Here is a 24,819-nt window from a genome sequence, read left to right on the forward strand (position 1 = left end):
TCGTTGATCAGCTGGCCACGGCGGCGGCAATCCGGTCTCCGACCTCGGAGGTCTTGACGGCGCCGGGGGTGCGGCCCGCGATATCGGCGGCAACTGCGTCGTCAATGCGGCGGGCCGTCTCGGGGTGTCCCAGGTGCGCCAACAACAGAGCCACGGAACTGATGGCCGCGGTCGGATCAGCGATGCCTCGACCGGCGATGTCCGGAGCCGAACCATGAACGGGCTCGAACATTGATGGGTACTCGCCTGACGGGTTGATGTTCGCGGAGGCCGCCAGGCCGATGCCCCCCGTGACCGCCGCAGCCAGGTCTGTGACGATGTCGCCGAACAGATTGTCGGTGACTATCACGTCGAACCGGGCAGGGTCGACCACCATGGCGATCATGGCGGCGTCGATGTGCAGGTAGTCGCGTGTGACCTCAGGAAACTCCTCACCGATCTGATCGAAGAGGCGACGCCATAGGCCCCCGGCATTGACCAGGACGTTGTGCTTGTGCAGCAGGGTGATCCTGCCACGCCGCGCCCGGGCGCGTATGAACGCGTCACGAACCACGCGCTCCACACCGAAAGCAGTGTTGACGGAAACCTCGGTGGCAATCTCCTGAGGGGTGCCGATTCGCACTGCGCCACCATTGCCGCAGTAGAGTCCCTCGGTTCCTTCACGCACCACCACGAAGTCGATGCCGCCCTGGGCCGCGACCTCGGGGGACAGGGGAGTGGAAACTCCCGAGTAGAGCCGTGACGGGCGGAGGTTCACTGCGTGATCGAAGGCGAACCTGAGCTTCAGCAGCAGTCCCCGTTCGAGCAGGCCGCTCGGGATCTTGTCCGAACCGGGCGCAGCCCCGACCGCTCCGAGCAGGATGGCGTTGGTGGCCCGCAGATCCTCCAGAGTGGAGTCGGATAGGACCTCGCCGGTACGCAACCAATGCTCCGCACCGAGATCGAGATGCACCTCCTCGAAAGTGTTTTCGCCCGCGGCGGCCCGCAACACCTTGAGCGCCTCGGCAGTCACCTCCGGGCCGATACCGTCGCCGCCAATAACTGCCAGGGTCTGTCGTGTCATGCGGGAAGACTAGGCGTGCCATCGGTGGTGGCAGTCCGATTCCCACTTCTCGAGATGGATGCGATCGCCGCGGCCTCGCGCCCCGATCCCGGTTCCGTCGCTAGGCTTGCAGCATGCGTATCGCCCGTTTCGCCGTGGCCGGCAAGGATCCCGCCTACGGCATCATCGAGTTGGAGGTCGACGGCGGGGAGTACCCGGAAACTGTCGCCGCGATAACGGGGGACCCGCTGGCCGGGGTGCCCGTCAATTACACGGGCGCCAGGCACGACCTCGCGGATGTTCGGTTGTTGGCACCCGTCATTCCCCGAAGCAAGATCGTTGCGCTCGGGCGCAACTACGCCGATCACGCCGCCGAACAGGGGGCATCCATTCCGGAGGAGCCAATGGTGTTCCTCAAACCGAACACCTGCGTGATCGGACCCGACGAACCCATCGTGCGCCCTGAAGGATGCAGAGATCTGCATTATGAAGGTGAGCTGGCCATCATCATCGGGAGGATCTGCAAACAGGTCCCGGAGCAACGAGTGGCCGATGTGGTGTTCGGCTACACCATCGCAAATGATGTGACCGCACGGGACTGGCAGAAGGAGAACGATCAGTGGTTCCGGGCTAAGGGATGCGACACCTTCTGCCCTCTTGGTCCGTGGATCAACACACACCTTACCCCGGCGGAGGCGGGTCATCTCGCGATCGAAACCCGAGTGGGTGAGGATGTGCGGCAGCAGGGGAACACGTCCCGGCTGGTCCGGGGTATTCCGGAGCTGGTGACCTACGTCTCCTCGTTCACAACACTGCTTCCTGGGGATGTCATCCTCACCGGAACCCCGGCAGGGGTGGGTCCGATGGCCGACAGGGACGTGGTCTCGGTGGAAATCGATGGGCTCGGGGTGCTGAGCAATCCCGTGACCTCCGCGTGACCGCCCGCCTGCCCGGACCGGAGCTCAGATATCCGGTCGCCCTGCGGGGCGAAGACCCCGGGAAACTGGCGATGGGCCTGCTGGGAGCGCTCTTGGCTTTCCTGGTGGTGGTGCAGCTACTGGCGCAGGCCGTATTGGGGGTCGGTTGGTTGTTTAGGGGGCAACCGACCTTCGAGGATTACCGGTCCCGTGCGCTGGCCTATGAACTTCCCGACGGAATCTTGGCGAGCCATCTTGGGATCGCGGGTCTGCTGCTGTTCGTGCTGCTGATCCAGCGGTACTGGCATGGCAGGAAGGCCGGCTGGGCGATTTCCGTCCAGCCGGGGGGACGCTGGCGGTACTTGTTGATCTGCCTCGTGCTGGCGGCAGTGCTGCTGAATATCGTCATGTGGCTCATGCGCGGGGGGAACATGGCATGGCAGGCGGCCCAACCCGACTGGATGGTATATCTCGTGCTGATCCTCATCACCTCGCCCCTGCAGGCAGCTGCGGAGGAGTTTTTCTTTCGCGGTTACCTGCAGCAGGCCATCGGTTCCTTGGCAGGCAGGGCCTGGGTCGGCGTTCTGTGCTCAGCTCTGGTTTTCGCGTTCTTCCACGGAAATCAAAACATCGCGCTTTTCGCGCATCGTTTAGGTTTCGGACTGATAGCAGGGATCCTGGTGTGGGCCACAGGTGGCCTGGAGGCTGCGATCGCCGTCCATGTGGCCAACAACGTCTTCGCCTTCGGATATGCGCTGTTCACGGGTGGGGTTGTCGCACTCAAGGCAACCTCGGAGATTTCCTGGGAGGCGGCCTGTTCAGACCTCGCCGGTTTCGCCGTCTTCGGCGTCGCTGCATGGTGGATCGGCCGCAGGATGCACGTCGCGACCCTGACACCCTGAGTGTCTCCAGATGCTGACTCGAGTCACCGTCAGGGTGGCCGTGAGGTGCGGCGTCTTACACTCCTGTCATGATGGATGTGCTTCTAGGGGTTGTGGACCGGGGGTGGGTATCCGAGAGCCACCACCGGGGCAGGATCAGTGTGGTTCGCGAGGACGGACGGCCTCTGCTGTCTCTCGGAGACATGACCGCGCCCACCTTGCCCAGGTCGGCCCTCAAACCGTTCCAGGTCATCGCGATGCTGCGCAATGGCCTGGATCTCGAAGGTCAGCTGCTCGCGCTGGCCGCGGCGTCGCACCTCGGGCAGCCCATGCATACGGAAGGGGCACTGCGCATCCTCGAGATGACCGGGCTGAGTGCGTCGGACTTCCAGCACACCGCTGACCTTCCCGGCGATGAGACATCGCTCGCGGCCTGGCTGGCTGCTGGGAGGAGGAAAGAGCCGCTGGCGCACAACTGCTCCGGGAAACATGCGGCCATGTTGCGCACCTGCCGACTCGCAGGGTGGCCCCTCGATGGCTACCGAGACCCGTCGCATCCCCTGCAACAGGCCATCAGGGCCGTCATCGAGGAGTACTGCGGTGTGCTCGGTGAACCGGTGGTCGATGGCTGCACGGCACCTGCCTTCGCCACCACGTTGCCGGGGCTGGCACATGGTTTCGCGCGCCTGGCATCTGAGGAGAAGGGCCCCGGCAAGCTGGTGGCGGACGCCTTCCGCCGCTATCCCGAATACACATCCGGTGCTTCCCATCCTGTAGTCAGCCTCGTGGAACAGGTACCAGAAGCCGTGGCCAAGGTGGGTGCCGAGGGAATCCTCGCCGTCGGTTTGCCCGAGGGGATTGGGATCGCGGTGAAGATTTCCGACGGGATGGGTCGTGGACGCTTTGAGGTCGTTGACGCCATCCTCACCCGCCTCGGACACCCGGTGACCAGCGGGCCAGGTGAGGTCCGCATCAGTTCCGAATTGGAGGAGAATCTCGCCTCCTTGACGGGGTGAACCACCAAGTTGCGCGCCTGAGACGGGCCGTGTACTGTTTCTCTCCGTGCTCGGGAGAGCGCACAGGGGTATGGGGTAATTGGCAGCCCGACTGATTCTGGTTCAGTTAGTCTTGGTTCGAGTCCAGGTACCCCTGCGGAGCGGGTCTTCGAGGAGATCCATCCCATCGCCTGGCCCCGTTGTGTAGCGGCCTAGCACGCCGCCCTCTCAAGGCGGTAGCGCGGGTTCGAATCCCGTCGGGGCTACCAGGACAATTGCCTTGGTCAGACGCAGGTTTGGCCAAGGCATCTGTCGTTCGTGGGGTGCAATATCCCGCACCACATTTCGATTCTCCTGTTTCACAGGGTACCCCGCAAGATTTCCTCCAGGATCGTCACGCCAGTGCGGAGAGCGAGCAACGCCAGCTGCACCCGATCCCGCGACCCCGTTCTTGATACCAAGGGTTGTGACCGTGGGCATCGCCCGTCCTTGGGGCTGCGGCGCTCGGCATCCCGCTGCTGCTGCACGCTTTGGTGTCGATGCTGATGAGGTCTTTACGCTGCATCTGTGGCTATCTTTCTAGCGGATGCATGATTGGTTTTGCTACTGCTGTTCGGGAGTCCTAACGGGACTGTTGGTGCGGCACCGGCCTTGTGGCTCACGAGTAGGTTCTCGTGCGTTGGTCATTCGGTTCCGTTGCGGCGCAACACCTCACTCAGGCGTTCAGCAGCGGCCATCACGGCGGGGGCGTGGAGCCGTCCCGGCTGCCGGGTCAGGCGTTCGATGGGACCGGAGACGCTGACGGCTGCGATGATCTTTCCAGAGGGGGAGAGCACCGGGGCTGAGACCGAGGCGACCCCCGGCTCGCGTTCGGCAACAGACTGCGCCCATCCGCGGCGGCGTACCTGCTGCAATGACAGCACCGTGAACGTGGCTTCCTTGAGTAGACGAGGCAGGTTCTCGGGTTCTTCCCAGGCCAGCAACACCTGCGCGGCAGAACCTGCGGTCATGGAGAGCTGTGCCCCAAGGGGAACGGTGTCTCGCAGACCCGAAGGACGTTCCACAGCGGCGGAGCAGATTCGGAGATCACCCTGGCGGCGAAACAATTGGGCCGATTCGCCGGTGATGTCGCGTAGCCGGGTGAGGATGGGTCCTGCGGTGGCCAGCAAGGGATCCTCCGCGGCGGAGCTGGCCAGCTCCGCGAGGCGTGGGCCCAGAACGAAACGTCCCTGGAGGTCTCGGGTGACCAGGCGATGGTGTTCCAGGGCCACTGCCAGTCGGTGTGCCGTCGGTCGTGCCAAGCCGGTGGCACCTACTAGGCCTGCGAGCGTCAGAGGGCTGTTTTCCAAGGCAGTCAGTACGGCCGCTGCCTTGTCGAGAACTCCTACTCCGCTTCCTTCGTCCATATTCCGAGATTATCGTTTCGAATGTTGGACATGCAAGATAGAGTGCCGCCACCTGGCAGGCCCTGTCCTGCGATCAATCGTAATGAGGAAGCATGAAAATGGGGAAGACCCTCGCTGAGAAGGTTTGGGATGCGCATGTCGTACGCGCTGTCGATGGTGAACCCGACTTGCTCTACATCGACCTGCACCTGGTGCACGAGGTTACGAGCCCGCAGGCCTTCGAGGGTTTGCGGATGAATGGTCGAAGGGTGCGCCGTCCGGATCTCACCTTGGCGACTGAGGATCACAACACTCCCACGCTGAACATCCTCGAACCGATCGCGGATCCCGTCTCCCGAACCCAGGTGGAAACACTGCGCAGGAATGCAGCTGAGTTCGGAATCCGTCTTCATTCGCTGGGCGATCGCGATCAGGGGGTCGTCCACATCATCGGCCCGCAGCTCGGGGTGACCCAGCCCGGCATGACCATCGTCTGCGGCGACTCCCACACCTCGACCCACGGTGCCTTCGGGGCCCTGGCCTTCGGCATTGGCACATCGGAGGTGGAACACGTGCTCGCCACCCAGACGCTGCCGCAGAAGAAACCCAGAATGATGGCCGTCAACATCAACGGCGACCTGCCGCCCGGGGTCACCGCCAAGGATGTTGTCCTGGCGTTGATCGCCAAGGTCGGCACGGGCGGTGGCCAAGGCTACATCGTCGAGTACCGGGGAAGTACCATCGAAAAGTTGTCGATGGAGGGTCGCATGACGATCTGCAACATGTCCATCGAGTGGGGCGCCAAGGCCGGCATGATTGCTCCGGACGAAACAACCCTCGCATACCTGAAAGGCCGCCCCCACGCTCCAGAAGGAGCCGAGTGGGATGCCGCGGTTGAGTACTGGAAGACTCTTCGCTCCGACGACGACGCCCACTTCGATGCGCAGGTGGACATCGACGCGACCCGGCTGACCCCCTTCGTCACGTGGGGCACCAACCCAGGGCACGGCGTGCCGCTCGGGGGTGTGGTGCCCGCTCCTGAGGATTTTGATTCCGATGTGGAGCAGGCCACAGCGCGCCGAGCCCTCGAATACATGGATCTGACCCCGGGGACCCCGATGCGGGAGATCGCGGTAAACGCAGTGTTTCTCGGTTCCTGCACCAACGGCCGGATCGAGGACCTGAGGCTGGCGGCCTCCGTGCTCCAGGGACGCAGGATAGCCGAGGGCGTGCGGATGCTCGTCGTCCCGGGTTCGGCCCGGGTTCGGATCCAGGCTGAGCTCGAGGGCCTGGACAAGATCTTCCTCGCATCTGGGGCCGAGTGGCGGGCGGCGGGATGTTCGATGTGCCTTGGCATGAATCCCGATCAACTCTCCCCGGGGGAAAGGTCGGCCTCCACGTCCAACCGCAACTTCGAGGGACGCCAGGGCAAGGGTGGACGCACCCACCTCGTCAGTCCCGCGGTCGCCGCCGCGACTGCCGTCACCGGGTACCTCGCTGCCCCTGCTGACCTGATCGGAGCCTGAGACATGGATGCTTTCTCCACTCACACCGGAATCGCCGTTCCACTGCGCCGCAGCAACGTCGACACCGACCAGATCATCCCCGCCGTCTACCTCAAACGCATCACCCGGACCGGCTTTGAGGACGGGCTGTTCGCGGGCTGGCGCAGCGACCCTGATTTCGTGCTCAACCGCGAGCCCTTCACGGACGGGACCATCCTGGTGCCCGGACCTGACTTCGGGACTGGCTCGTCGCGAGAACATGCCGTCTGGGCGCTGCAGAACTACGGCTTCAAGGTGATTGTGGGAACCCGGTTCGGTGACATCTTCCGTTCCAACTCGGGCAAGGCAGGGTTGCTCGTGGCCCTCGTCACGGAGGAGGACCGGGACAGGCTCTGGGCTGCCATCGAGACCGCCCCCGAGGAACCGGTGACGGTGGACCTGCCGGAGCAGACCATAACCCGCGGGGATCTCGTGATCGGGTTCGAAATCGACGAGTACACCAAGTACCGCTTGCTGAACGGCTTGGACGACATCTCCATGACCCTGCAGCACGACGACGAGATCGGGGCGTACGAGGCGACCCGCCCGGGGTTCAAGCCGAAGACCCTGCCCGTGCGGACTGTAGACACCGTCTCCTGAGGACCGCTGCTCGGACGGGTGACGATCCCGACGGTATTCTCCTGCTTCGTGGAAGTCGAAAAACGTCCCTGGCATCGCTCTCTGCGTGAGGCGAACCAAGAAACGGCGCCCCGTGCCTACCGTTTCCTGGCGCGACTGGTTCACCTGGTGATGGGTGGTCTGGTCCGGCGGACCTGGCGGGGGCAGGAGAACGTCCCGCCCGGCGGGGTGCTGGTGGTATCCAATCACCTCTCGAACTTCGATGTCCCTACGACCGGCGAGTTCCTCGTCTGGTCCGGGCGCTGGCCCCGCTACCTGGGCAAGTCCGAGATCTGGAAGGTGCCGGTGGTTGGGTGGTTCGCGCGCGAGTGCCGCCAGATTCCTGTCATACGCCACTCCGAACGGGCCAAGGACTCGCTCGTGCATGCTCGCGAGGCCCTGGAAGCGGGGGAATGCGTCGCGATCTTCCCCGAGGGAACCATAACGGCCGATCCCGATGGCTGGCCCATGACCGGGCGCCCGGGCGCCGCCCGCCTGGCGCTCACGACCGGGGTGCCGGTGATCCCGGTCTGTCAGGTCGGGACAGACGCCCTCCTGGGTCGGAAGAAGCTGGAACTTCACCGGCTGTTCTCCCTGCGTAGGCGCCCCGTGATGGTGCAGGCGGGGCCGCCTGTCGACCTCAGCGCCTTCCCGATGGGGGAGGAGCCCGCGAAGGAGGACGTGGAACAGGCCAGCGTCGCGATCATGGACGCGATCACCGCGGTCGTAGCCGAACTCAGGGGCGGCCCCGCCCCCGAGGGGCGCTGGGACATGCGGGTAGGTGCCCGCGTGCCCCAGCGGGGGTGAGCCTCAGGCGGGATCGTTCATCAGGGTGCGGGCCTGTTCCATCAGTTCGACGGTGGCGATGGTGGCGTTCAGCGGACGCAGCGGGGACTCGGTGATCCCCGCTGCGATGCAGCGAGCCACCTCCACGGCCTCGTGGAAGAGGCCCTCGTGGTGGATACGTGGCTCGTCCCAGGACAGCACCCGGCCATCCCGGAACCTCACCTCGACGGGCCCCGGGCGGTAGAACGGGCCGTCGAGCACCAGGGTGGCGTCGCTGCCCCCGATGACGGCGACGCTCGGGGTGTCGGTCAACATCGAGGCGAACACACTCGCCTGGCGCCCCTCGCCGTCCCCCAGCAAGGCCATGAACTGTCCGACGGCGCCCGTCGCGTGCCGGGGACCGACGGCCGCCACCACCTCGACCCCGGGCAGGACCCAGTCGGCGAACATCAGCGGATAGATCCCGAGATCGTTCATGGCCCCGCCACCCTGGGCCGGGTCCATGGCGCGGCGGTGATCCACCAGGTACTCGCCCATGTCCACGGTGACGGCCTCGATCCTGCCCAGCAGATTCGCCGCGAGCACCTGCCGGACCACGTCGAAGCGAGGCAGGGCCAGCGACCACACCGCCTCCATGCAGAACAGGTCCTTGTCGCGGGCCAACTCGACCAGTTCCCGCGTGGCCTCGACGGTGGGGGTCATGGGTTTCTCGACGAGCACGTTTCGCCCGGCCTCCAGGGCGAGCCGGGCGTGGGAGGCGTGGTCTAGGTGGCCTGTAGCGACGTAGACGACATCCAGGTCCTGGGCTACGAGTTCCTCGTAGGAGCCGCAGGCCTTCTCGACGACGTGTCCTTCAGCGAATTCGCGCGCTCGATCCAGGGAACGGGATCCGACGGCGACAATGCGCTGGGAGGTGTTCCGGGTCACCGTGGTGACGAACTGGTCGGCGATCCATCCGGTTCCGATCACGCCCCAGCGAAGGGAGGGGACGGAGGTCGGGTCGGTGGTGCGGGGCTGGGGCAGGGAGTCAGTCATCTGGAGTCCGTTCCGGGCAGCAAAGCCCACATTGTCAGGACAAATTCTCTAGCTGATTCTATCTCTCGGTGCGCAGAGGCTTGTCGGCGCCTCCGGAGGGTCGCCTCAACAGGGCTGACCGGCCACGGACAGGGTCGCCTCATTCTACGGAAGCGCACACATTCGGAACGACCCCGCCGCCGAGCTGGGAGCGCGGCCATATTCGACGGGCCATCAGCCTCGGAGGCGGGATGGCTGAAGCTCGCCGAGGACTTCGCATGCTCAACCACATCATCAGGAGGAACCCATGAAAGAAAGCAGTAGAAATCATTTCTCACGGGGCTGGTTGCCTTGTCTGCGTTCCTGACGAGCTGCTCGTCGGTCCCCGTCCACACGAGCAGATCCCAGGTCCTGCGGCCTCCGTATCGGGAGGATCATTCAGCTTCAAGGACATCGGGGGCGCGACACCGAGTTGGTGGCTCCGACGAACCTGGCCTGCGGGGTGGGTCCTCTCGCCACTGCACCTTCGGCGCGGACAAACTTGCCGGCTGGAACGCCAAAGCGACCGAGCGGGTATCCCGGTAGGTGACTCCGGAGGCTGCGGAGCTGCCGGGTCTCGGTAGGGCGAACGCCAAGGACGGCGCATTCAATGCCGAGACTCTGTTGGGCCGCGGGGTCAACGTCATCCTCGACGCGGGTGAAATCTCCACCGCGTACGCGAAGATCGACGACGATCACTGACGAGCAATGTGTCTTCGTCTACTACGGCACAGGTGATTCGGGCCTGAGCACCGCGGGGAGCAAGACCATCCAAGTTCAGGTGATCGATGTCATTGGTGCCACAGACGTCTACGGAACGACTGCGAAGGCCTCGGGCTGGGGCGACGTAAAAGCCGAGCAGCTGCTCACCCCGGATCCTGACTGGATCATCGCCATGCCCGGAAGGGTGAGACGGACCTGGCGCGAGTGATGTTTTCAAGCCCTTGTGGGCGGCTTCCCAGGGCAACGTGCTGATCTCCTCGCAGATCCCTGGGGTTGGATGGACGGCCCACCCTCGGTGAACCAGGTGATCGGCGCGGTCTAAGCGGTGGAGAGCACCTACCCGGTTGTCTACAACTTTGCCCCTCCGAAAGAAGTGAAGGAGATCCACTTGCTCTTCTACCGTCACGAGCTGACCGAGTCCGAGGTAAACGGGATTCTCGTAGGAACCGGTCGTAGAAGTTGATCTATCCGGGGAGCCGTGACAAGTTGGATGAATCGGCAGTCAAGCTCAGGAGGCCCCGGTGTCGGAACGAACCAAAATTGCCCTGGTTTTCGGTGGAAGATCATCGGAACACGGCATTTCCTGTCTGACTGCAGCCAGCGTGCTCGGAGCCATCGATCGGGAACGGTTCGATGTTGTGGCCGTCGGTATTTCGAAGAGCGGTCGGTGGTCCCGGATGTCGTTGGAGGAGGTTGCAGATCTCCGCATCTCCGGTGGCGCAACCCCGGAGGTTCCGGAACCGGAACACGATGCGGTCTGGCTGATCGGTGAGCACGGGGGCGAGATCGCGACCCGGGTCGGCGACCAGCTGGTGGACATCCAGGAAGTGGATGTCGTCTTTGCCCCGCTGCACGGCCCCTACGGCGAGGACGGCACCATCCAGGGGATGTTCGAGATGATGGGTATCCGCTACGTCGGACCGGGGGTGCTGGCCTCCGCGGTGGGCATGGACAAGCACTTCATGAAGTTGGCCTTCGAGGCGGCGGGGCTGCCTGTTGGTCCCTACGTCGTCGCTTCGGAACGTCGGTTGCGCCTCGAACGTGAGGCCGTGCTGGCCGAGGTGGCCGGGCTCGGCTTCCCGGTGTTCGTCAAACCTGCGAGGGGAGGCTCCTCCATTGGAATCACCCGGGTCACCGATCCGTCCGGACTGGAGGCCGCCATAGCGGAGGCGCAGCGCCATGATCCCAAGGTGATCTTCGAGCAGGGATTCGTTGGAACTCGGGAACTGGAGGTGGCGGTGCTGGGTGACCCTGATGCCCCTGAGGGATGCCAGGCCTCGGTGGTCGGTGAGATCCGTGTCCAGGACGGGAATGGTTTCTACGACTTCGCCACCAAGTACCTGGATGATGACGGGGCCGCTCTCGACGCCCCTGCCAGGACCACCCCGGAACTGGCTGCCACACTCCAGAGGTTGGCCTGCCGGGCCTTCAATGCACTTGGCGCCGAGGGCCTCGTGCGTGCTGATTTCTTCGCCACCGAGGACCAGGCGTGGATCAACGAGGTGAACACCATGCCAGGGTTTACCCGCATCTCGATGTATCCGGCCTTGTGGCAGGCAACTGGTATTTCGTATCCCGAATTGGTCACCAGGCTTATTGAGCTCGCCCTCGAGCGCCCGGTGGGGTTGCGTTGATGAGCGCCGAGTTCGAGATGATCGCCGAACTCACCGATGGTTTGGCATTCGGCCCCGATGTGCGGTTGGGCCCTGGTGATGACGCGGCGGTGCTGGTGCCGCGCGGCGAGATCGTCATCACTACCGATGTGCTGATCGAGAACGTCCATTTCAAACGCTCCTGGTCGCCCGCCTTCCAGGTCGGTAGGAAAGCTGTGGCGGTCAATGTCTCGGATGTCGAGGCCATGGGGGCCGAACCCAGCGCGGTGGTGATCGGGCTGGCCTTCCCGAGAGACCTGGACCGACGCTGGGTCAGCGACTTCCAGGAGGGTGTGGTTGAAGAGTGCGCCCGGGCCGGGGTTAGCCTTGTCGGCGGTGACCTGTCCTCGTCGCCGCACATCGCGCTCGGGGTGACCGCTCTGGGAAACTTGTCCGGGCGCCCCGCGATCACCCGGGCGGGTGCGAGGATTGGCGACCAGGTTGCGGTGTGCGGTCGGCTCGGCTGTTCGGCGGGCGGCCTGCTGGTCTTGCAACGGGGCTTCGGTTCTCCCAAGGACCTGGTTCTGGAACAGCAGTGCCCAACAGTCCCCTACGGGCAGGGAAAGGCTGCCGCGGAAGCCGGGGCCACCGCGATGATCGACATTTCCGACGGTCTGCTGCAGGACCTCGGGCACATCTGCGAGCTCTCCGGGGTAGGTATCGATGTGAGAACCGCGGCGTTGAAGATACACGACAGCCTGGCGCGTCTCGCGGCAGCCACGGGCAAGGATCCGCTGGGTCTCGTTCTTGCCGGCGGCGAGGATCACGCTCTTGTGGCGACCTTCCCCGCACAGGTGGAGCTTCCGCAGGGCTGGCTACGAATCGGCACGGTGACCTCAGGTGCGGAAGTGATTGTGGACGGCATGCCCTGGGCGGGTAGCGTCGGCTGGGATCACTTCGCTTGAAAGGAAAATCGATGAGAATCAGCGCTCGCAACCAGCTCAGGGGAACCGTTGTCTCCATCGAACAGGGAGTCGTCAACGGTATCGTCCAAATTGAGGTCGCGCCGGGACTAGTTATCAGCTCCTCGATCACGAACGAGGCCATCCGCGATCTCGGGCTCACGGTCGGCGGGAAAGCGGTCGCCGTGATTAAATCGTCCTCCGTGATGGTAGGTGTGCAGGACTGAGAAGTTCCTCCCTCCGATCCCTTGGGAATCCGCGTGATGGGGTACTGAGCGGGTGGGTCATCGGAGTGGGTTTCGCATCTGATACGCCCTCTGGACTAGGTTGGAATTATGGCGACACGCGGCTCTTCCTCTGCCAGGAGTTCTTCCAGCAAGTCGGGTGCCGGGCAACGGACCAAGAAAGCGAGCACCGCATCCCGCGGTGGTTCGAAGAAATCCGACACCCGAAAACCGGCTGTCAATTCATCCGATACCCGAGGGGCCACGGAACCGAATCCTGTGTTGCAGTTTGTGGGGAGGATGCTTCGAGGGCTTGCCCACGGAGTGGGTGCGCTCGCCAGGAGCTTTGGGGGAGTGGAGAAGGACGTCGAGCCCGAGCGACGCCGGGATGGCACGGGTTTGTTCATCCTGGTGCTCGCTCTCGTATTCGCCTCACGAGCCTGGTTCATGTTGCCGGGGCCTGTGGGAGAGAGCATAGGGGCTATCACCTCGACCCTGTTCGGAATGACTGCCCCACTGATACCAGCGGTTCTGTTCTACGGTGCCTGGCGGGTCCTGCGACACCCGAGGGACCTGGACGGGGCTTCCCGCAGGGGCTTGGGCTGGTTCCTTCTCACCATGGGTGCGCTCGGGCTCATCAATCTTTCACGTGGGCTGCCCCGCCCGGACCAGATGGCGGAGCTGCAGCGTGCAGGCGGGGTGCTCGGTTTTCTGGCGAGTAGTTTCATCGCCGACCTGACCTCGGCATGGGTCGCGGTTCCTGTGCTTCTCGTCGTCACTCTTCTGGGTGTTTTCTTCGTGATCGGTAAACCCTTGCGAGTGGTCCTTGCCGGGATCCGGGCGGCCTTCTCATCGTTGGTGGAACGCCCGGAGGTGCCACAGGAGAAGCTGAAACTCGGCGTCGACGTGCCCTACGACACCCCGCTGATCACCGAGAAGGACGATCCTTCCCATGAGGATTCGGTTTACGACTACGAGGCGGACGAGGACTACTCCTTGGAGTCCGGTATGGAACTGGATGACTCGCAGGTCCATGTCCCCACTGTTCCCCGTGCGGAGGAGAAACCCGACCTGCCCCCGCCGGTGCATACCCCCATGGCAGGGCGGGCTGAGCAGCTACAGCTCAGTGGTGACATCATGTATCAGCTCCCGGATGAATCGCTGCTCGCACCCGGAACCCGTCCGAAGGCTCGGACTGAAGCCTCCGACCGGATCGTGCGGCAGCTCGCTGCCACTCTCGAGGAGTTCAGTATCGATGCCCGGGTCACCGGGTACACACGAGGTCCCACAGTCACCCGTTATGAGGTCGAACTCGGCAATGCCATCAAGGTTTCGAAGGTCACGGGACTGGCCGACAACATTGCCTACGCCGTCGGCAGCAATGAGATCCGTATCCTCACGCCGATCCCCGGGAAGTCCGCCATCGGGATCGAGATCCCGAACCTCGACAAGGAGGTGGTCAGTCTCGGGGATGTGCTGCGTTCCCCGAAGGCGCGTTCTGATCATCACCCCCTCACCGTCGGACTGGGAAAGGATGTCGAGGGCGGGTTCGTTCTGGCCAACATGGCCAAGATGCCGCATCTGCTGGTGGCGGGTGCCACCGGGTCTGGCAAGTCCAGTTTCATTAACTCGCTGATCACATCGATCATGATGCGAGCCACCCCGGAGGAGGTGCGGTTGTTGCTGGTGGATCCCAAACGGGTGGAGCTCAACCAGTACGAGGGTATTCCGCACCTGGTCACCCCCATCATCACAAACCCGAAAAAAGCGGCGGAAGCCCTGGCCTGGGTGGTTCGCGAGATGGATATGCGCTACGACGACCTGGCTGCTTTCGGGTTCCGACACGTTGACGACTTCAACAAGGCTGTCAAGGCCGGACAGGTCAAACTTCCCGAGGGGTCCCAGCGGGTGCTGGCTCCCTACCCATACCTGTTGGTCGTGGTGGATGAGCTCGCCGACCTGATGATGGTCGCCCCACGGGACGTGGAAGAGTCGGTGGTGCGGATCACGCAGTTGGCGCGAGCTGCGGGTATTCACCTTGTCCTGGCCACGCAGCGGCCCTCCACAGACGTCGTGACCGGGCTGATCAAGGCCAATGTGCCCTCACGCCTGGCCTTCGCCACATCCTCCATGACCGATTCGCGGGTGATTCTCGACCAGCCGGGTGCAGAGAAACTGGTTGGCAAGGGTGATGGGCTGTTCCTGCCCATGGGGGCTGGCAAACCAATTCGTGTGCAGGGCGCGTGGGTGAACGAATCCGAGATTCGCGAGATCGTTGCCCATATCTCGGGGCAGTTGCAGCCCACTTATCGGGAGGACGTGACCACGGCAGCAGCTGAGAAGAAGGTCGTGGATGACATCGGTGACGATCTCGAGTTGGTGCTGGACGCGGCCCGTCTCGTGGTGGAGCTCCAACTCGGTTCCACATCGATGCTGCAACGCAAGCTGCGCGTCGGTTTCGCCAAGGCGGGACGTCTGATGGATATCCTCGAATCCCGCGGAGTGGTGGGCCCCTCGGAGGGGTCCAAGGCGCGCGACGTGCTAGTGAAACCTGACAATCTTGATGACCTGCTCGCTTCCCTCGGAGCCGGGTGAGTGATACTGGGAAGATCATGAACAAGGTCCACATCCAGACGTTGGGCTGCGCCCGCAACGACGTTGATTCTGAGGAACTCGCGGGCCGGCTGGCGGCGGGGGGATTCGTCCTGGTGGATGACCCGGCGGAGGCAGAGACCGTGGTGGTCAACACCTGCGGTTTCATCGAACAGGCCAAGAAGGATTCCGTTGACACGCTGCTGGCGGCCGCCGACCTCAAGGAAACCGGCACGACGAAGGTGGTAGTGGCGGTGGGATGCATGGCTGAGCGCTACGGCGTACAGCTTGCGGGGGCCCTTCCCGAGACTGATGCGGTGTTCGGGTTCGATGACTACGCGGATATCGCTGATCGGCTCCGAGTGATCCTCGCCGGAGGCAGCCACGAGGCCCACATCCCGAGAGATCGACGGGAACTGCTGCCGCTCACGCCAGTGGACCGTCCGCAGGCCGCCGGTCGGATTGTGACACCGGGACACACCCCCTTACCTGAGGGACTGGCCCCTGCAACGGGGCCGCGCGTGACCCGTCGCCGCCTGGGATCAGGGCCTACGGCTCCCTTGAAGATAGCCTCCGGATGCGACCGACGCTGCGCCTTCTGCGCCATCCCTGCTTTCAGAGGCGCCTACCTCTCGCGTCCCGTCTCCGACATCATCGCCGAGGCGCGCTGGCTCGTGGAACAGGGAGTCAAAGAGGTGTTGCTGGTTTCCGAAAACACATCCAGCTACGGCAAGGATCTCCCCGGCGCAAGCCTGGAGACCCTGCTGCCCCAGTTGTCCCGGGTGGACGGGCTGGAGTGGATTCGGGTCTCCTATCTACAACCCGCCGAGATCCGCCCCGGAATGTTGGAGGTCATGCTCGACACCGACAAAATAGTGCCCTACTTCGATCTCTCCTTCCAGCATGCAGCGCCCGGCGTGCTTCGGCGTATGCGACGTTTTGGTGACCCGGATACTTTTCTCGGACTGATCGAACGGATCAGGGAGGCCGAACCAGCAGCCGGTATTCGCAGCAACGTGATCGCAGGGTTCCCTGGGGAGACCGAGTCGGACGTCGAGACTCTCCGGGAGTTCATCATCGAAGCCAATCTGGATGTTCTTGGAGTTTTCGGCTACTCCGATGAGGATGGTACGGAGGCAGAGGGCCTGGACTCCCACCTGGGCCAGGCAGAAGTGGAAGCGCGGCGGGAGATGCTGGCAGATGTCGCCAACATGGTGTGCGAGTCCCGAGCCGCGGAGAGGGTGGGGGAGCGGAGCGTGGTTCTGGTTGAGGAAACCGATGCCGACGGGGCGTCGGGGCGCGCGCCGCATCAAGGCCCCGATACTGATGGGGTAGTGGAGCTTCCTCCCGGAGCCGATCTCCGGATTGGGCAGTTCATCGAAGTTGAGTTCATAGATGCCACAGGAATCGACATGGTGGGAGAACCCTGATGACCGAAAAACGGTCCAGTAATCTGAACGTTCCCAACGTGCTCACGGTGCTCCGCATTATCATGGTGCCGTTGTTCGTCGCGGTGTTGTTCTGGCAACCGGCGAACCAGGGGTGGCGTTTCACCGTTTCCGGAATCTTCGTGGCCGCGATGCTGACTGACCTGGCGGACGGTTACATCGCCAGGCGCTACGACTTGATCACGGATTTCGGAAAGCTCTGGGATCCGATAGCTGACAAGGCCCTAACCGGCGCGGCCTTCATTTCCTTGAGCCTGTTGGGCGAGCTTCCATGGTATTTCACGGTGCTGATCCTGGTTCGTGAATGGGGAATCACGTGGCTGCGGGCAGCCATTGCGAAATACGGGATCATGGCTGCCAATCGTGGTGGCAAGCTGAAGACCGTCACGCAGTCGTTGGCCCTGATCGTTTTTCTCGCGTGGCTGCCAAGCCTGCCGGGAGCGGTGCAGTTTCTGGCCTGGGTACTGATGTGGGCGGCTCTGATCCTGACGCTGGTGACCGGTGCAGACTACATTCGCGAGGCCATCCGAATCCGTGCCCGGGGGAAGCAACCACGGCGCTCCGCCGAGTGAACACGGGAGCGATCAGCTGCCGGTAGTGGTCTTCGGTTCAGCGGGAACTGGGACGACTACCACTTCGACGCCCAACTCTCGGATGTGAGCCAGCTCCTCTTCCGGGGCGTTGGAGTCGGTGACGAGAATGTCGATCTCGCTTAGATCGGCCATCTTCGCTAGGGTAACGTGCCCGATCTTGGAGGCATCGGCTACAGCGATCACTCGTTGTGCCCGTTCGATCATCGTGTGGTTGGTGCGAGCCTCGATGTCGTCATGGGTGGTCAGCCCTCCGGACGAACTGAGTCCGTCGACCCCCACTAGGGCGGTGCCGACATTCACGAGCCGGAGTGTCGCCTCGGCCAAGGAACCCACGAGTTCCAAGGAGTTGGAACGCAGCACCCCGCCGGCGATGAGGACGCGACTCTGCCCCTGCTCGGCTGCCTCCAAGCCGATGCTCAGCGAGTTGGTGATGATCGTCAAATCTGTTCGATGGTGCAGGGCTCGAAGTACCTCGGCGGCTGTGGTTCCGCCACTGAGACCGATGGCGTGCTTGCCCTCGGGGACGAGCTTGGCTGCTGCTGCTGCAATACGAGATTTGGCGGCTTGATTGCGCCCATCCCGCAGTCGTACAGGAAGCTCACGACTGCCCTGGATTGGACGGGCGCCACCATGGGTACGATCCAGCAGTCCCTGAGAAGCGAGTACGGCCACATCGCGCCGGATGGTGGCCTCAGAGGTTCCCAGCTCGGTGGCGAGACTGGACAACGACATCTGTCCATTTTCCTGTAGCAACGCGAGCATCGCGAGCATTCGATCGGAGCGCTTGTGGGAATGCGTACCCGCAGCGTTCATGTCGACTCCTTCGTGCGCTTTCTGAGCATTTGGTGATCGTGTTCGTGGGTCAGTGTAACGAGAAACTTCCTCGGTTTGCTGTAAGCCACTTGGGATAAGAGGTTTCTTGATTGTTGGATGTTCGGATTTCCTATCCTGTGGAGGTGTTTCGCGAACGGGGTTTCGCTGTCGCTGATGCTAAGATACGCAGCTGTTCATGATGGGCTATTTAACAGCACCCTGAAACAAGGGGTGTGGAACGGGATGGTGTACGTGGTCCGGGAGTTGCAGGCTGCGTAAGGTTGCCTACATGCGCGAAGTGGAATTGTGGTCGAGACTCGTGGCTGCGCTTGGTGGAGAGTATGCCCGGAGCTGGGCGTCGACGGTTGCTTTACAAGAACTTGAGAGCCGCACTGTGGACGAGGCCTTAGCTGCCGGCGTTTCATGCAAAGAGATCTGGAGGGCTGTGTGGGTTGCGCTTGAGTTGCCGGCAACGATGCGTTGAAGACAGGATGCGTTGGCAGGTATGTGTCGCGCACTCTGCCACGAGCAGTTTCACAGGCGACTTGGATCGCACCTTTCGGGAAATGTGTGATTGGGCTGGCGTGTCGAGTCCGCAGGATGCAGGAGGCCGGCGGGACATCCCCTGGGGTTTTGTGACGTGTCATCGCGACACGTCGCGATGCAATCGAACACATGTTCGGCTACACTGTGTATGTCTTCGGGTTTTCCACAGCCTGGAGGTGAGCCGAATTTTTGTCACCCCCGATTCCTACAGTGAGGGTGAAGGTTGAGCTGGGCCTGAAGGAAGGCTCGGGGAATCGAAAGGAATCACACCATGGCTGTTGCGGACCGCGCCAAGGCGCTTGAAGCCGCCCTCGCTCAGATCGAGAAGGTACACGGAAAGGGATCGGTGATGCGTCTGGGGGAAGATACCCGGTTGCCCATCGACGTCATCCCCACCGGGAGTGTCGCCTTGGATGTGGCTTTGGGGATCGGTGGCCTGCCGCGAGGTCGGATCATCGAAATCTATGGTCCTGAGTCTTCGGGAAAAACCACCGTTGCTCTCCATGCCATTGCGAATGCGCAGGCTGAGGGTGGGATCTGTGCCTTCATCGACGCGGAGCATGCGTTGGATCCAGATTATGCGGGAAAGCTCGGTGTCAACACCGATGAGCTCTTGGTCTCCCAACCGGACAATGGAGAGCAGGCCCTCGAGATCGCAGACACTTTGGTGCGTTCAGGCGCCTTGGCGCTCATCGTCATCGACTCGGTGGCCGCGCTAACTCCGCGCGCTGAAATTGAGGGCGAGATGGGAGATTCGCACGTCGGTCTTCAGGCGCGTTTGATGAGCCAAGCCCTCAGGAAGATGACCGGAGCCCTGAAATCTGCCAACACCACTGCTATTTTCATCAACCAGCTGCGTGAGAAGATCGGTGTGATGTTCGGATCTCCCGAGACCACCACGGGGGGGCGTGCGCTCAAGTTTTACTCCTCCGTCCGTCTCGATGTCAGGAGGATCGAAACGCTGAAAGACGGCTCGGAGATGGTTGGTAACCGGACCCGAGTGAAAGTGGTTAAGAACAAGGTCGCCCCACCTTTCAAGCAGGCTGAATTCGACATCATCTACGGAGAGGGGATCTCGCGGGAGGGGAGCCTGATCGACATGGGTGTCACCAATGGAATCATCCGCAAGGCAGGTGCTTGGTTCACCTATGAAGCCGACCAGTTGGGGCAGGGCAAGGAGAATGCCCGGAACTTCTTGAAGAACAATCCAAAAATTGCGGAGGAGATCGAACGCCGGATTCGAGCCGTTCTTGGCGTAGCGGAAGGTGCGATCAATCCCGAAACAGGTGAGGTCAAGGTTGTGTCCTGAAACCAGCCGTGCGGAGCAGATCGAATTCGCTAGACGAATAGCGCTCAAACTTTTAGATCTCAGGAGTCGTTCGGAGGCAGAACTTCGGGAGCGACTGGATGCTCGAGGCGTGCCGGAGGATATCTCCGAAGAACTGATCGGGCGTTTCCGCGAAGTCGGGTTGCTGGACGATGCCGTTTTCGCGGATGCGCTCACGCGGACCCGGCTTCAGGTAGACAAGCACGGCCTCGCCCGGATTCGGACGGAGTTGCGACGTCGCGGGGTGGGTGAGGATGCGGCGACGGAGGCTTTATCCAAGGTGGGGCATGAGGAGGAGCTGGAGGCAGCGCGAGCCTTTGCGCAACGTCGTGCTCGTGCCTTGGCCGGACTGGATTCCCGAGTCGCGCGCCGGCGTCTGTTCGGGGCGCTTGGGCGCAGAGGATTCAGGGGATCCGTGGTGTCGTCAGTCCTCGATGAGGTGCTTGGGGAAACGGACCCCGACACGGATGACATGGCCTTGTGAACTAGCCTTGGCGGTCGTAAGGTCATTGACTCACGGTTCGAGACATCTTGGTTGGTCCCATGGGCCCGTGCGCGGCCCGGCACGACGTGCTCACGTCTGCCGTTCAGCAGTTCGGGGTGCCCTGAACCTCCAGGTCACTTCGTCAGGTGCAAAGGGGTAGCCATGGAATGGCTGGGCTGGCTCATCGCCGGGCTGCTGGGCGTCATCTTGGGGATTCTCGCTTGGCGACAGAGGAGGGTTGCTCTTTCATTTATTCAGGAGAGAGCCCGCATCGAGCGCCGGAGCCGTTCAGACGCTGCATCGATTCGCAAGCAGGCAATCGAGGCGGCCGAGCAGCTCAGGGCGGATGCAGCACGCACACTTGAGCAGGCGAAGGAATGGGTTCAGGAAGCGGGGGCGGACATCGACAGGCGCCGAGAGGAACTAGACGCGTCAATCGCAGCGCAAAGGGCCGAGCTTCGCGAGCAACGCAGCGCGCAGGAGCGACAGGAAGAGCGCCTCAACGAGAAGGAGGACCGGCTCGCAGCAGAAGCAGAGGGACTCGCCACACGGTCGGAACTCCTCGAACGGCAGCGTGCGGACCTCAGGAAACAGCGTGAGGAACTTGTAGCGGAGCAGAAACGAGCGACCACAGAGCTTGAACGAGTGGCCGGGCTGACGGCGAGCGCTGCTCAGGCTGAACTCATGGCCGACGTCGAAAGACAGGCTCGTTTGGCAGCAGCCACTTTGGCGCGTGACATCGAGGAAACAGCGAAGAAGGAAGCCGATCAGCGGGCCCGTGCGATAGTCGTGACCGCTATTCAGCGATGTGCTGCTGAACAGACGAGTGAATCTGTGGTCTCGAGCGTCGATCTTCCCAGTGACGAGATGAAGGGGCGAGTCATTGGGCGTGAGGGTCGTAACATCAGGGCTTTCGAGCAGATCACTGGTGTCAATGTGATGGTGGATGACACTCCGGAAACCGTGTTGCTTAGCTGTTTCGATCCGGTGAGGCGTGAAGCTGCACGATTGACCCTCATGGATCTGGTGGCTGATGGGCGTATCCATCCGGCACGCATCGAGGAGGTGCACGCCCGTAGCATCCGGGTCCTGGACGAGCGCATCAGGGCTGCGGGAAACGAGGCCCTCCTGGAGGTGGGGATCACTGATCTTCATCCGGAGTTGCTGCCTGTGATCGGTTCCCTCGCCTACCGCACCAGCTTCGGGCAAAACGTTCTCGCCCACCTGGTCGAGTGCGCACACTTGGCTGGGGTCATGGCGGCTGAGCTGGGGCTCGACATTGCACAGTGCAAGCGAGCAGCGTTTCTGCACGATATCGGCAAGGCTCTCACTCACGAGTCCGAAGGGCCTCATGCGATTATTGGAGCCGATTTGTTGCGTCGTCACGGTGAAAATCCCGACATCGTTCACGCCGTCGAGGCGCATCACAATGAGGTGGAACCCCGTACCGTTGAGGCCATCCTTACCCAGGCTGCAGACGCCATCTCTGGGTCACGCCCAGGAGCGAGGCGTGAGTCGCTGGAGGCCTACGTGGAGCGGATGCAACATCTTGAATCCATCGCCATGGCTCATGAAGGTGTGACCCGCGCCTACGCGATGCAGGCGGGAAGGGAGGTTCGGATCATGGTTGCTCCCGAGGTCGTGGATGACGTGATGAGTCGGGTGCTTGCGCGTGAGATCGCGGCCGAAGTGGAGGCGAATCTCACCTATCCGGGACAGATTCGTATCACGGTGGTGCGTGAGTCACGTGCCACGGAGTTGGCTCATTGAGCGTGCCCATGTGCGCGCACGCCCCAGACCGCATTCGCTGAATCACCCGGGCGCAGCATAATTCGGTCCCTATACGTTGGCCCTTCGTTGAAGGCGTCAGGACCGCACGTCATCGGTTCCACCGCAATGCTGTCGCGGTGCGGCGCGGTGAACACTTGCGCCCACTGGGTGGTCGCTTCACCCCACACGTCGATCGTGCGACCGTCGCCGCTCAGACTGATGACCCAATCTCTGGTCAGGGGATCAGTGAAGGCAGTGTCCAGGACAGTTGTCTCTATGGCGCGGGGCTGGAGGAAATCGTGTGCGGGTGTTACGGGACCGAGCCGGATGGGGAGTCGCCTGTCAGGATCGACTGTCAGTTCCGCGTCGAACGGCACGGTCAACTTCACATTCGAGATGTCATCGAAACGGAAGTAGGGATGGGCGCCATACCCCCAGGGAAAGGGTGAGGTTCCGATGTTCGTGGCGGTGACCTCCACCCTGAGGCCTCCTGCACCTAGCTGGTGCAGGATCTCCACGGCAAGGATCCCGGGCCAGCCGCGTCGGGGCCAGAGAACGACCCGCTGTCGAACAAAATCTCCGGAATGTGCCAGGGATTTCCACGCCAACCCCACGTTGAGGCCATGATTCGCATTGTTCCGGGCCGGTTCGTTGATGGGCAGCTGGAACTCCTGGCCACTGAGACGATAGCGTCCGTCCCGGAGTCGGTTGGGCCAAGGAAATAGATGTGCTCCCTCCCAGCCCTTCGGGGCCTGGTCGGGTCCATGTGTTGCAAGGAGCTCTGTTCCGTCAAAGGTGAAGCTGCGCAGTCTGGCACCCACTTCGGTGATCACGGCGCTGTAACTCCCGGCGTTGATCTCATATTGCTCGCCTGTTGGGAAGACCATGAATCAACACTAGAGGTTGTGTCAACAAGCGAGATTGCTGGTGGCGTCAGGAAATTGATCAGCGCGTGCGGGAGGAACGGCATGGGCGTGATACGTGAAGCACAGCCAACAGGTCGCCGAGTTGCGGCGGTTCGGCGTTGCACACCACTAGAGTTGGGCCACCATGACTTCACGCACTTACCACGTCATTACCTACGGCTGCCAGATGAACGTCCACGATTCCGAACGGATCGCGGGTTTGTTGGAGGAAGCCGGCTTGATGCGTGCCCCTGAGCCCGCAGAACCTGTTCTCGGAGCAGGAGCAGATGTGGTGGTCTTCAACACCTGTGCGGTGCGCGAGAACGCTGACAACCGTCTTTACGGCAATCTTGGGCACATGGCGGCAATCAAGGCACGCCATCCCGGGATGCAGATCGCGGTGGGTGGTTGTATGGCCCAGAAGGACCGGGATGTGATTCTGCGCAAGGCGCCATGGGTGGATGTTGTCTTCGGTACTCACAACGTGGGCAGTCTTCCTACGCTGCTTGAGAGGGCCCGCGTAGAGGAAGCCGCCCAGGTGGAGGTGGTCGAGGCCCTGCAGACCTTCCCCAGCAACTTGCCGAGCCGTCGCGAATCGCCCTACTCCGCCTGGGTGTCGGTGAGTGTCGGATGCAACAACACATGTACCTTCTGCATTGTTCCGCAGCTCCGTGGAAAGGAGACTGATCGACGTCCGGGAGACATTCTTGCCGAGGTGCGGATGCTAGTTGACCAGGGTGTGCAGGAGATCACCCTTCTGGGGCAGAACGTGAACGCCTATGGAGTGGAGTTTGGGGACCGACAGGCCTTCGCGAAGCTGCTGCGTGCATGCGGCCAGGTTGAAGGTCTGGAACGAGTGCGGTTTACATCCCCCCATCCCAAGGATTTCACCGACGATGTGATCGTCGCCATGGCCGAGACCCCCAATGTCATGCCGCAGCTTCACATGCCCCTGCAATCTGGCTCGGACGCGGTTTTGAAGGCGATGCGGCGCTCATACCGCAGGAAACGGTTCCTTGGGATCTTGGAACGTGTTCGGGAGGCCATGCCGCATGCAGCGATAACCACGGACATCATCGTTGGTTTTCCCGGGGAGACCGATGAAGACTTCGAGGCCACGATGGATGTGGTGCGTGAAGCGCGTTTCTCCGCCGCATACACCTTCCAATACTCGAAACGACCGGGAACCCCGGCAGCTGAAATGAAAAATCAGGTGGCCCCTGAGGCTGTCCGGGAACGCTACGAACGGCTGGCCGAGCTGGTAGGAAAGATCGCTTGGGAGGAGAATCGTCGCTTCGAGGGCGAGGAAATAGAGGTCATGTTTGCTCTAGGGGAAGGGCGCAAGGACTCCGCAACCAACCGTATGAGTGGGCGGGCCCGTGACAACAGGCTGGTGCATGTGGCGGTTGGTGAAGAGCCAACGGAACGTCCGAGGCCCGGGGACATCGCCTATGCGACCATCACCCATGCCGCTCCGCACCACCTGAATTCCGATGCCCCGCTCAGGGGACTGCGGCGAACTCGGGGTGGCGATGCGTGGGAAGCCGCCAACACGGAGGTGCCTGAAACCACGGGAGTTTCTCTGGGCATGCCAGGCCTGCGGCGCCCCTGAATAGAGA

At 62.6% G+C, this 24,819-nt stretch carries 24 protein-coding genes and 2 tRNA genes; 21 read left to right on the forward strand and 5 right to left on the reverse strand.

Annotation, left to right across the window (positions count from 1 at the left end; translation table 11 throughout):
* Positions 1 to 7: 7 nt before the first annotated feature.
* Positions 8 to 1,063: a 3-isopropylmalate dehydrogenase gene (locus V7R84_RS00985; protein ID WP_338571120.1), complete on the reverse strand. Its 1,056-nt coding sequence runs from the start codon at positions 1,061 to 1,063 to the stop codon at positions 8 to 10.
* 113 nt (positions 1,064 to 1,176) lie between these two features.
* On the opposite strand from V7R84_RS00985, the gene V7R84_RS00990 reads away from it, so the two are divergent.
* The 5 genes from V7R84_RS00990 (at position 1,177) to V7R84_RS01010 (ending at position 4,104) form a co-directional block, all read left to right on the forward strand.
* On the forward strand, positions 1,177 to 1,980 hold the full coding sequence (locus V7R84_RS00990) for a fumarylacetoacetate hydrolase family protein (protein WP_338571123.1): 804 nt from the start codon (positions 1,177 to 1,179) through the stop codon (positions 1,978 to 1,980).
* Positions 1,977 to 2,861, forward strand: coding sequence for a CPBP family intramembrane glutamic endopeptidase (locus V7R84_RS00995; RefSeq protein ID WP_338571124.1), 885 nt, complete (start codon positions 1,977 to 1,979; stop codon positions 2,859 to 2,861). The genes V7R84_RS00990 and V7R84_RS00995 overlap by 4 nt, the downstream gene beginning before the upstream one ends.
* 68 nt (positions 2,862 to 2,929) lie before the next feature.
* Positions 2,930 to 3,856: an asparaginase gene (locus V7R84_RS01000; protein WP_338571126.1), complete on the forward strand. Its 927-nt coding sequence runs from the start codon at positions 2,930 to 2,932 to the stop codon at positions 3,854 to 3,856.
* Between the two features lie 64 nt (positions 3,857 to 3,920).
* A tRNA-Gln gene (locus tag V7R84_RS01005) sits at positions 3,921 to 3,992 on the forward strand.
* A gap of 36 nt (positions 3,993 to 4,028) precedes the next feature.
* Positions 4,029 to 4,104 (forward strand) — tRNA-Glu (locus V7R84_RS01010).
* A 414-nt stretch (positions 4,105 to 4,518) separates the two neighbouring features.
* Here the strand turns inward: V7R84_RS01010 and V7R84_RS01015 are convergent.
* On the reverse strand, positions 4,519 to 5,241 hold the full coding sequence (locus tag V7R84_RS01015) for an IclR family transcriptional regulator (protein WP_338571127.1): 723 nt from the start codon (positions 5,239 to 5,241) through the stop codon (positions 4,519 to 4,521).
* Positions 5,242 to 5,339: 98 nt separating this feature from the next.
* Here V7R84_RS01015 and leuC point away from each other — a divergent pair, with 98 nt between their 5' ends.
* From leuC to V7R84_RS01030, 3 genes are read left to right on the forward strand one after another with little or no spacing between them, the layout of a single operon-like run.
* Positions 5,340 to 6,746 carry a 3-isopropylmalate dehydratase large subunit gene (leuC, locus tag V7R84_RS01020; RefSeq protein WP_338573761.1) on the forward strand — a complete coding sequence of 469 codons (1,407 nt, stop codon included), beginning with the start codon at positions 5,340 to 5,342 and terminating at the stop codon, positions 6,744 to 6,746.
* 3 nt (positions 6,747 to 6,749) lie between these two features.
* Positions 6,750 to 7,364 carry a 3-isopropylmalate dehydratase small subunit gene (gene leuD, locus V7R84_RS01025; protein WP_338571130.1) on the forward strand — a complete coding sequence of 205 codons (615 nt, stop codon included), beginning with the start codon at positions 6,750 to 6,752 and terminating at the stop codon, positions 7,362 to 7,364.
* Between the two features lie 48 nt (positions 7,365 to 7,412).
* Positions 7,413 to 8,189, forward strand: a complete 777-nt coding sequence (locus V7R84_RS01030; RefSeq protein WP_338571132.1) for a lysophospholipid acyltransferase family protein — start codon at positions 7,413 to 7,415, stop codon at positions 8,187 to 8,189.
* 3 nt (positions 8,190 to 8,192) lie between these two features.
* Here the strand turns inward: V7R84_RS01030 and V7R84_RS01035 are convergent, their stop codons facing one another.
* Positions 8,193 to 9,203 (reverse strand): Gfo/Idh/MocA family oxidoreductase, encoded by a 1,011-nt coding sequence (locus tag V7R84_RS01035; protein ID WP_338571135.1) that lies wholly within the window; start codon positions 9,201 to 9,203, stop codon positions 8,193 to 8,195.
* Between the two features lie 564 nt (positions 9,204 to 9,767).
* Between V7R84_RS01035 and V7R84_RS01040 the strand changes: the two genes are divergently transcribed.
* The 8 genes from V7R84_RS01040 to pgsA all read left to right on the forward strand — a co-directional run bounded on the left by V7R84_RS01040 (position 9,768) and on the right by pgsA (position 17,334).
* Complete coding sequence (locus V7R84_RS01040; protein WP_338571137.1) at positions 9,768 to 9,923, forward strand: hypothetical protein; 156 nt, start codon at positions 9,768 to 9,770, stop codon at positions 9,921 to 9,923.
* 79 nt (positions 9,924 to 10,002) lie between these two features.
* Positions 10,003 to 10,152, forward strand: a complete 150-nt coding sequence (locus V7R84_RS01045) for a hypothetical protein (RefSeq protein ID WP_338571139.1) — start codon at positions 10,003 to 10,005, stop codon at positions 10,150 to 10,152.
* Between the two features lie 313 nt (positions 10,153 to 10,465).
* Positions 10,466 to 11,578 carry a D-alanine--D-alanine ligase family protein gene (locus V7R84_RS01050; RefSeq protein ID WP_338571140.1) on the forward strand — a complete coding sequence of 371 codons (1,113 nt, stop codon included), beginning with the start codon at positions 10,466 to 10,468 and terminating at the stop codon, positions 11,576 to 11,578.
* Positions 11,578 to 12,501: a thiamine-phosphate kinase gene (locus V7R84_RS01055; protein WP_338571142.1), complete on the forward strand. Its 924-nt coding sequence runs from the start codon at positions 11,578 to 11,580 to the stop codon at positions 12,499 to 12,501. Before V7R84_RS01050 ends, V7R84_RS01055 begins: the two co-directional genes overlap by 1 nt.
* A gap of 11 nt (positions 12,502 to 12,512) precedes the next feature.
* Entirely contained in the window at positions 12,513 to 12,725 is a 213-nt protein-coding gene (locus tag V7R84_RS01060; RefSeq protein WP_338571143.1) for a TOBE domain-containing protein, read from the forward strand.
* Between the two features lie 108 nt (positions 12,726 to 12,833).
* Positions 12,834 to 15,317, forward strand: coding sequence for an FtsK/SpoIIIE family DNA translocase (locus tag V7R84_RS01065; protein WP_338571144.1), 2,484 nt, complete (start codon positions 12,834 to 12,836; stop codon positions 15,315 to 15,317).
* Positions 15,318 to 15,334: 17 nt separating this feature from the next.
* Positions 15,335 to 16,744 (forward strand): 30S ribosomal protein S12 methylthiotransferase RimO, encoded by a 1,410-nt coding sequence (rimO, locus tag V7R84_RS01070; RefSeq protein ID WP_338571147.1) that lies wholly within the window; start codon positions 15,335 to 15,337, stop codon positions 16,742 to 16,744.
* Positions 16,741 to 17,334: a CDP-diacylglycerol--glycerol-3-phosphate 3-phosphatidyltransferase gene (gene pgsA / locus V7R84_RS01075; RefSeq protein ID WP_338573763.1), complete on the forward strand. Its 594-nt coding sequence runs from the start codon at positions 16,741 to 16,743 to the stop codon at positions 17,332 to 17,334. Before rimO ends, pgsA begins: the two co-directional genes overlap by 4 nt.
* A gap of 12 nt (positions 17,335 to 17,346) precedes the next feature.
* Here pgsA and V7R84_RS01080 read toward each other — a convergent pair whose 3' ends face one another.
* Positions 17,347 to 18,126, reverse strand: a complete 780-nt coding sequence (locus V7R84_RS01080) for a DeoR/GlpR family DNA-binding transcription regulator (protein ID WP_338573764.1) — start codon at positions 18,124 to 18,126, stop codon at positions 17,347 to 17,349.
* A gap of 331 nt (positions 18,127 to 18,457) precedes the next feature.
* Between V7R84_RS01080 and V7R84_RS01085 the strand changes: the two genes are divergently transcribed.
* From V7R84_RS01085 to rny, 4 genes are all read left to right on the forward strand, one after another.
* Positions 18,458 to 18,652: a DUF3046 domain-containing protein gene (locus tag V7R84_RS01085; protein ID WP_338571149.1), complete on the forward strand. Its 195-nt coding sequence runs from the start codon at positions 18,458 to 18,460 to the stop codon at positions 18,650 to 18,652.
* Positions 18,653 to 18,985: 333 nt separating this feature from the next.
* Entirely contained in the window at positions 18,986 to 20,023 is a 1,038-nt protein-coding gene (recA, locus tag V7R84_RS01090; protein ID WP_338571151.1) for a recombinase RecA, read from the forward strand.
* On the forward strand, positions 20,001 to 20,525 hold the full coding sequence (locus V7R84_RS01095) for a regulatory protein RecX (protein ID WP_338571153.1): 525 nt from the start codon (positions 20,001 to 20,003) through the stop codon (positions 20,523 to 20,525). Before recA ends, V7R84_RS01095 begins: the two co-directional genes overlap by 23 nt.
* 162 nt (positions 20,526 to 20,687) lie before the next feature.
* A complete protein-coding gene (rny, locus tag V7R84_RS01100; RefSeq protein ID WP_338571156.1) occupies positions 20,688 to 22,295 on the forward strand; it encodes a ribonuclease Y in 1,608 nt (535 codons plus the stop codon).
* Here rny and V7R84_RS01105 read toward each other — a convergent pair.
* Complete coding sequence (locus V7R84_RS01105; RefSeq protein ID WP_338571158.1) at positions 22,289 to 23,182, reverse strand: aldose epimerase; 894 nt, start codon at positions 23,180 to 23,182, stop codon at positions 22,289 to 22,291. The two genes, rny and V7R84_RS01105, sit on opposite strands and share 7 nt — an antisense overlap.
* Positions 23,183 to 23,345: 163 nt before the next feature.
* Between V7R84_RS01105 and miaB the strand changes: the two genes are divergently transcribed.
* On the forward strand, positions 23,346 to 24,812 hold the full coding sequence (gene miaB / locus V7R84_RS01110) for a tRNA (N6-isopentenyl adenosine(37)-C2)-methylthiotransferase MiaB (RefSeq protein ID WP_338571160.1): 1,467 nt from the start codon (positions 23,346 to 23,348) through the stop codon (positions 24,810 to 24,812).
* Positions 24,813 to 24,819 lie beyond the last annotated feature (7 nt).

This window comes from Arachnia propionica (assembly GCF_037055325.1).
In the GTDB taxonomy this organism is placed as follows: domain Bacteria; phylum Actinomycetota; class Actinomycetes; order Propionibacteriales; family Propionibacteriaceae; genus Arachnia.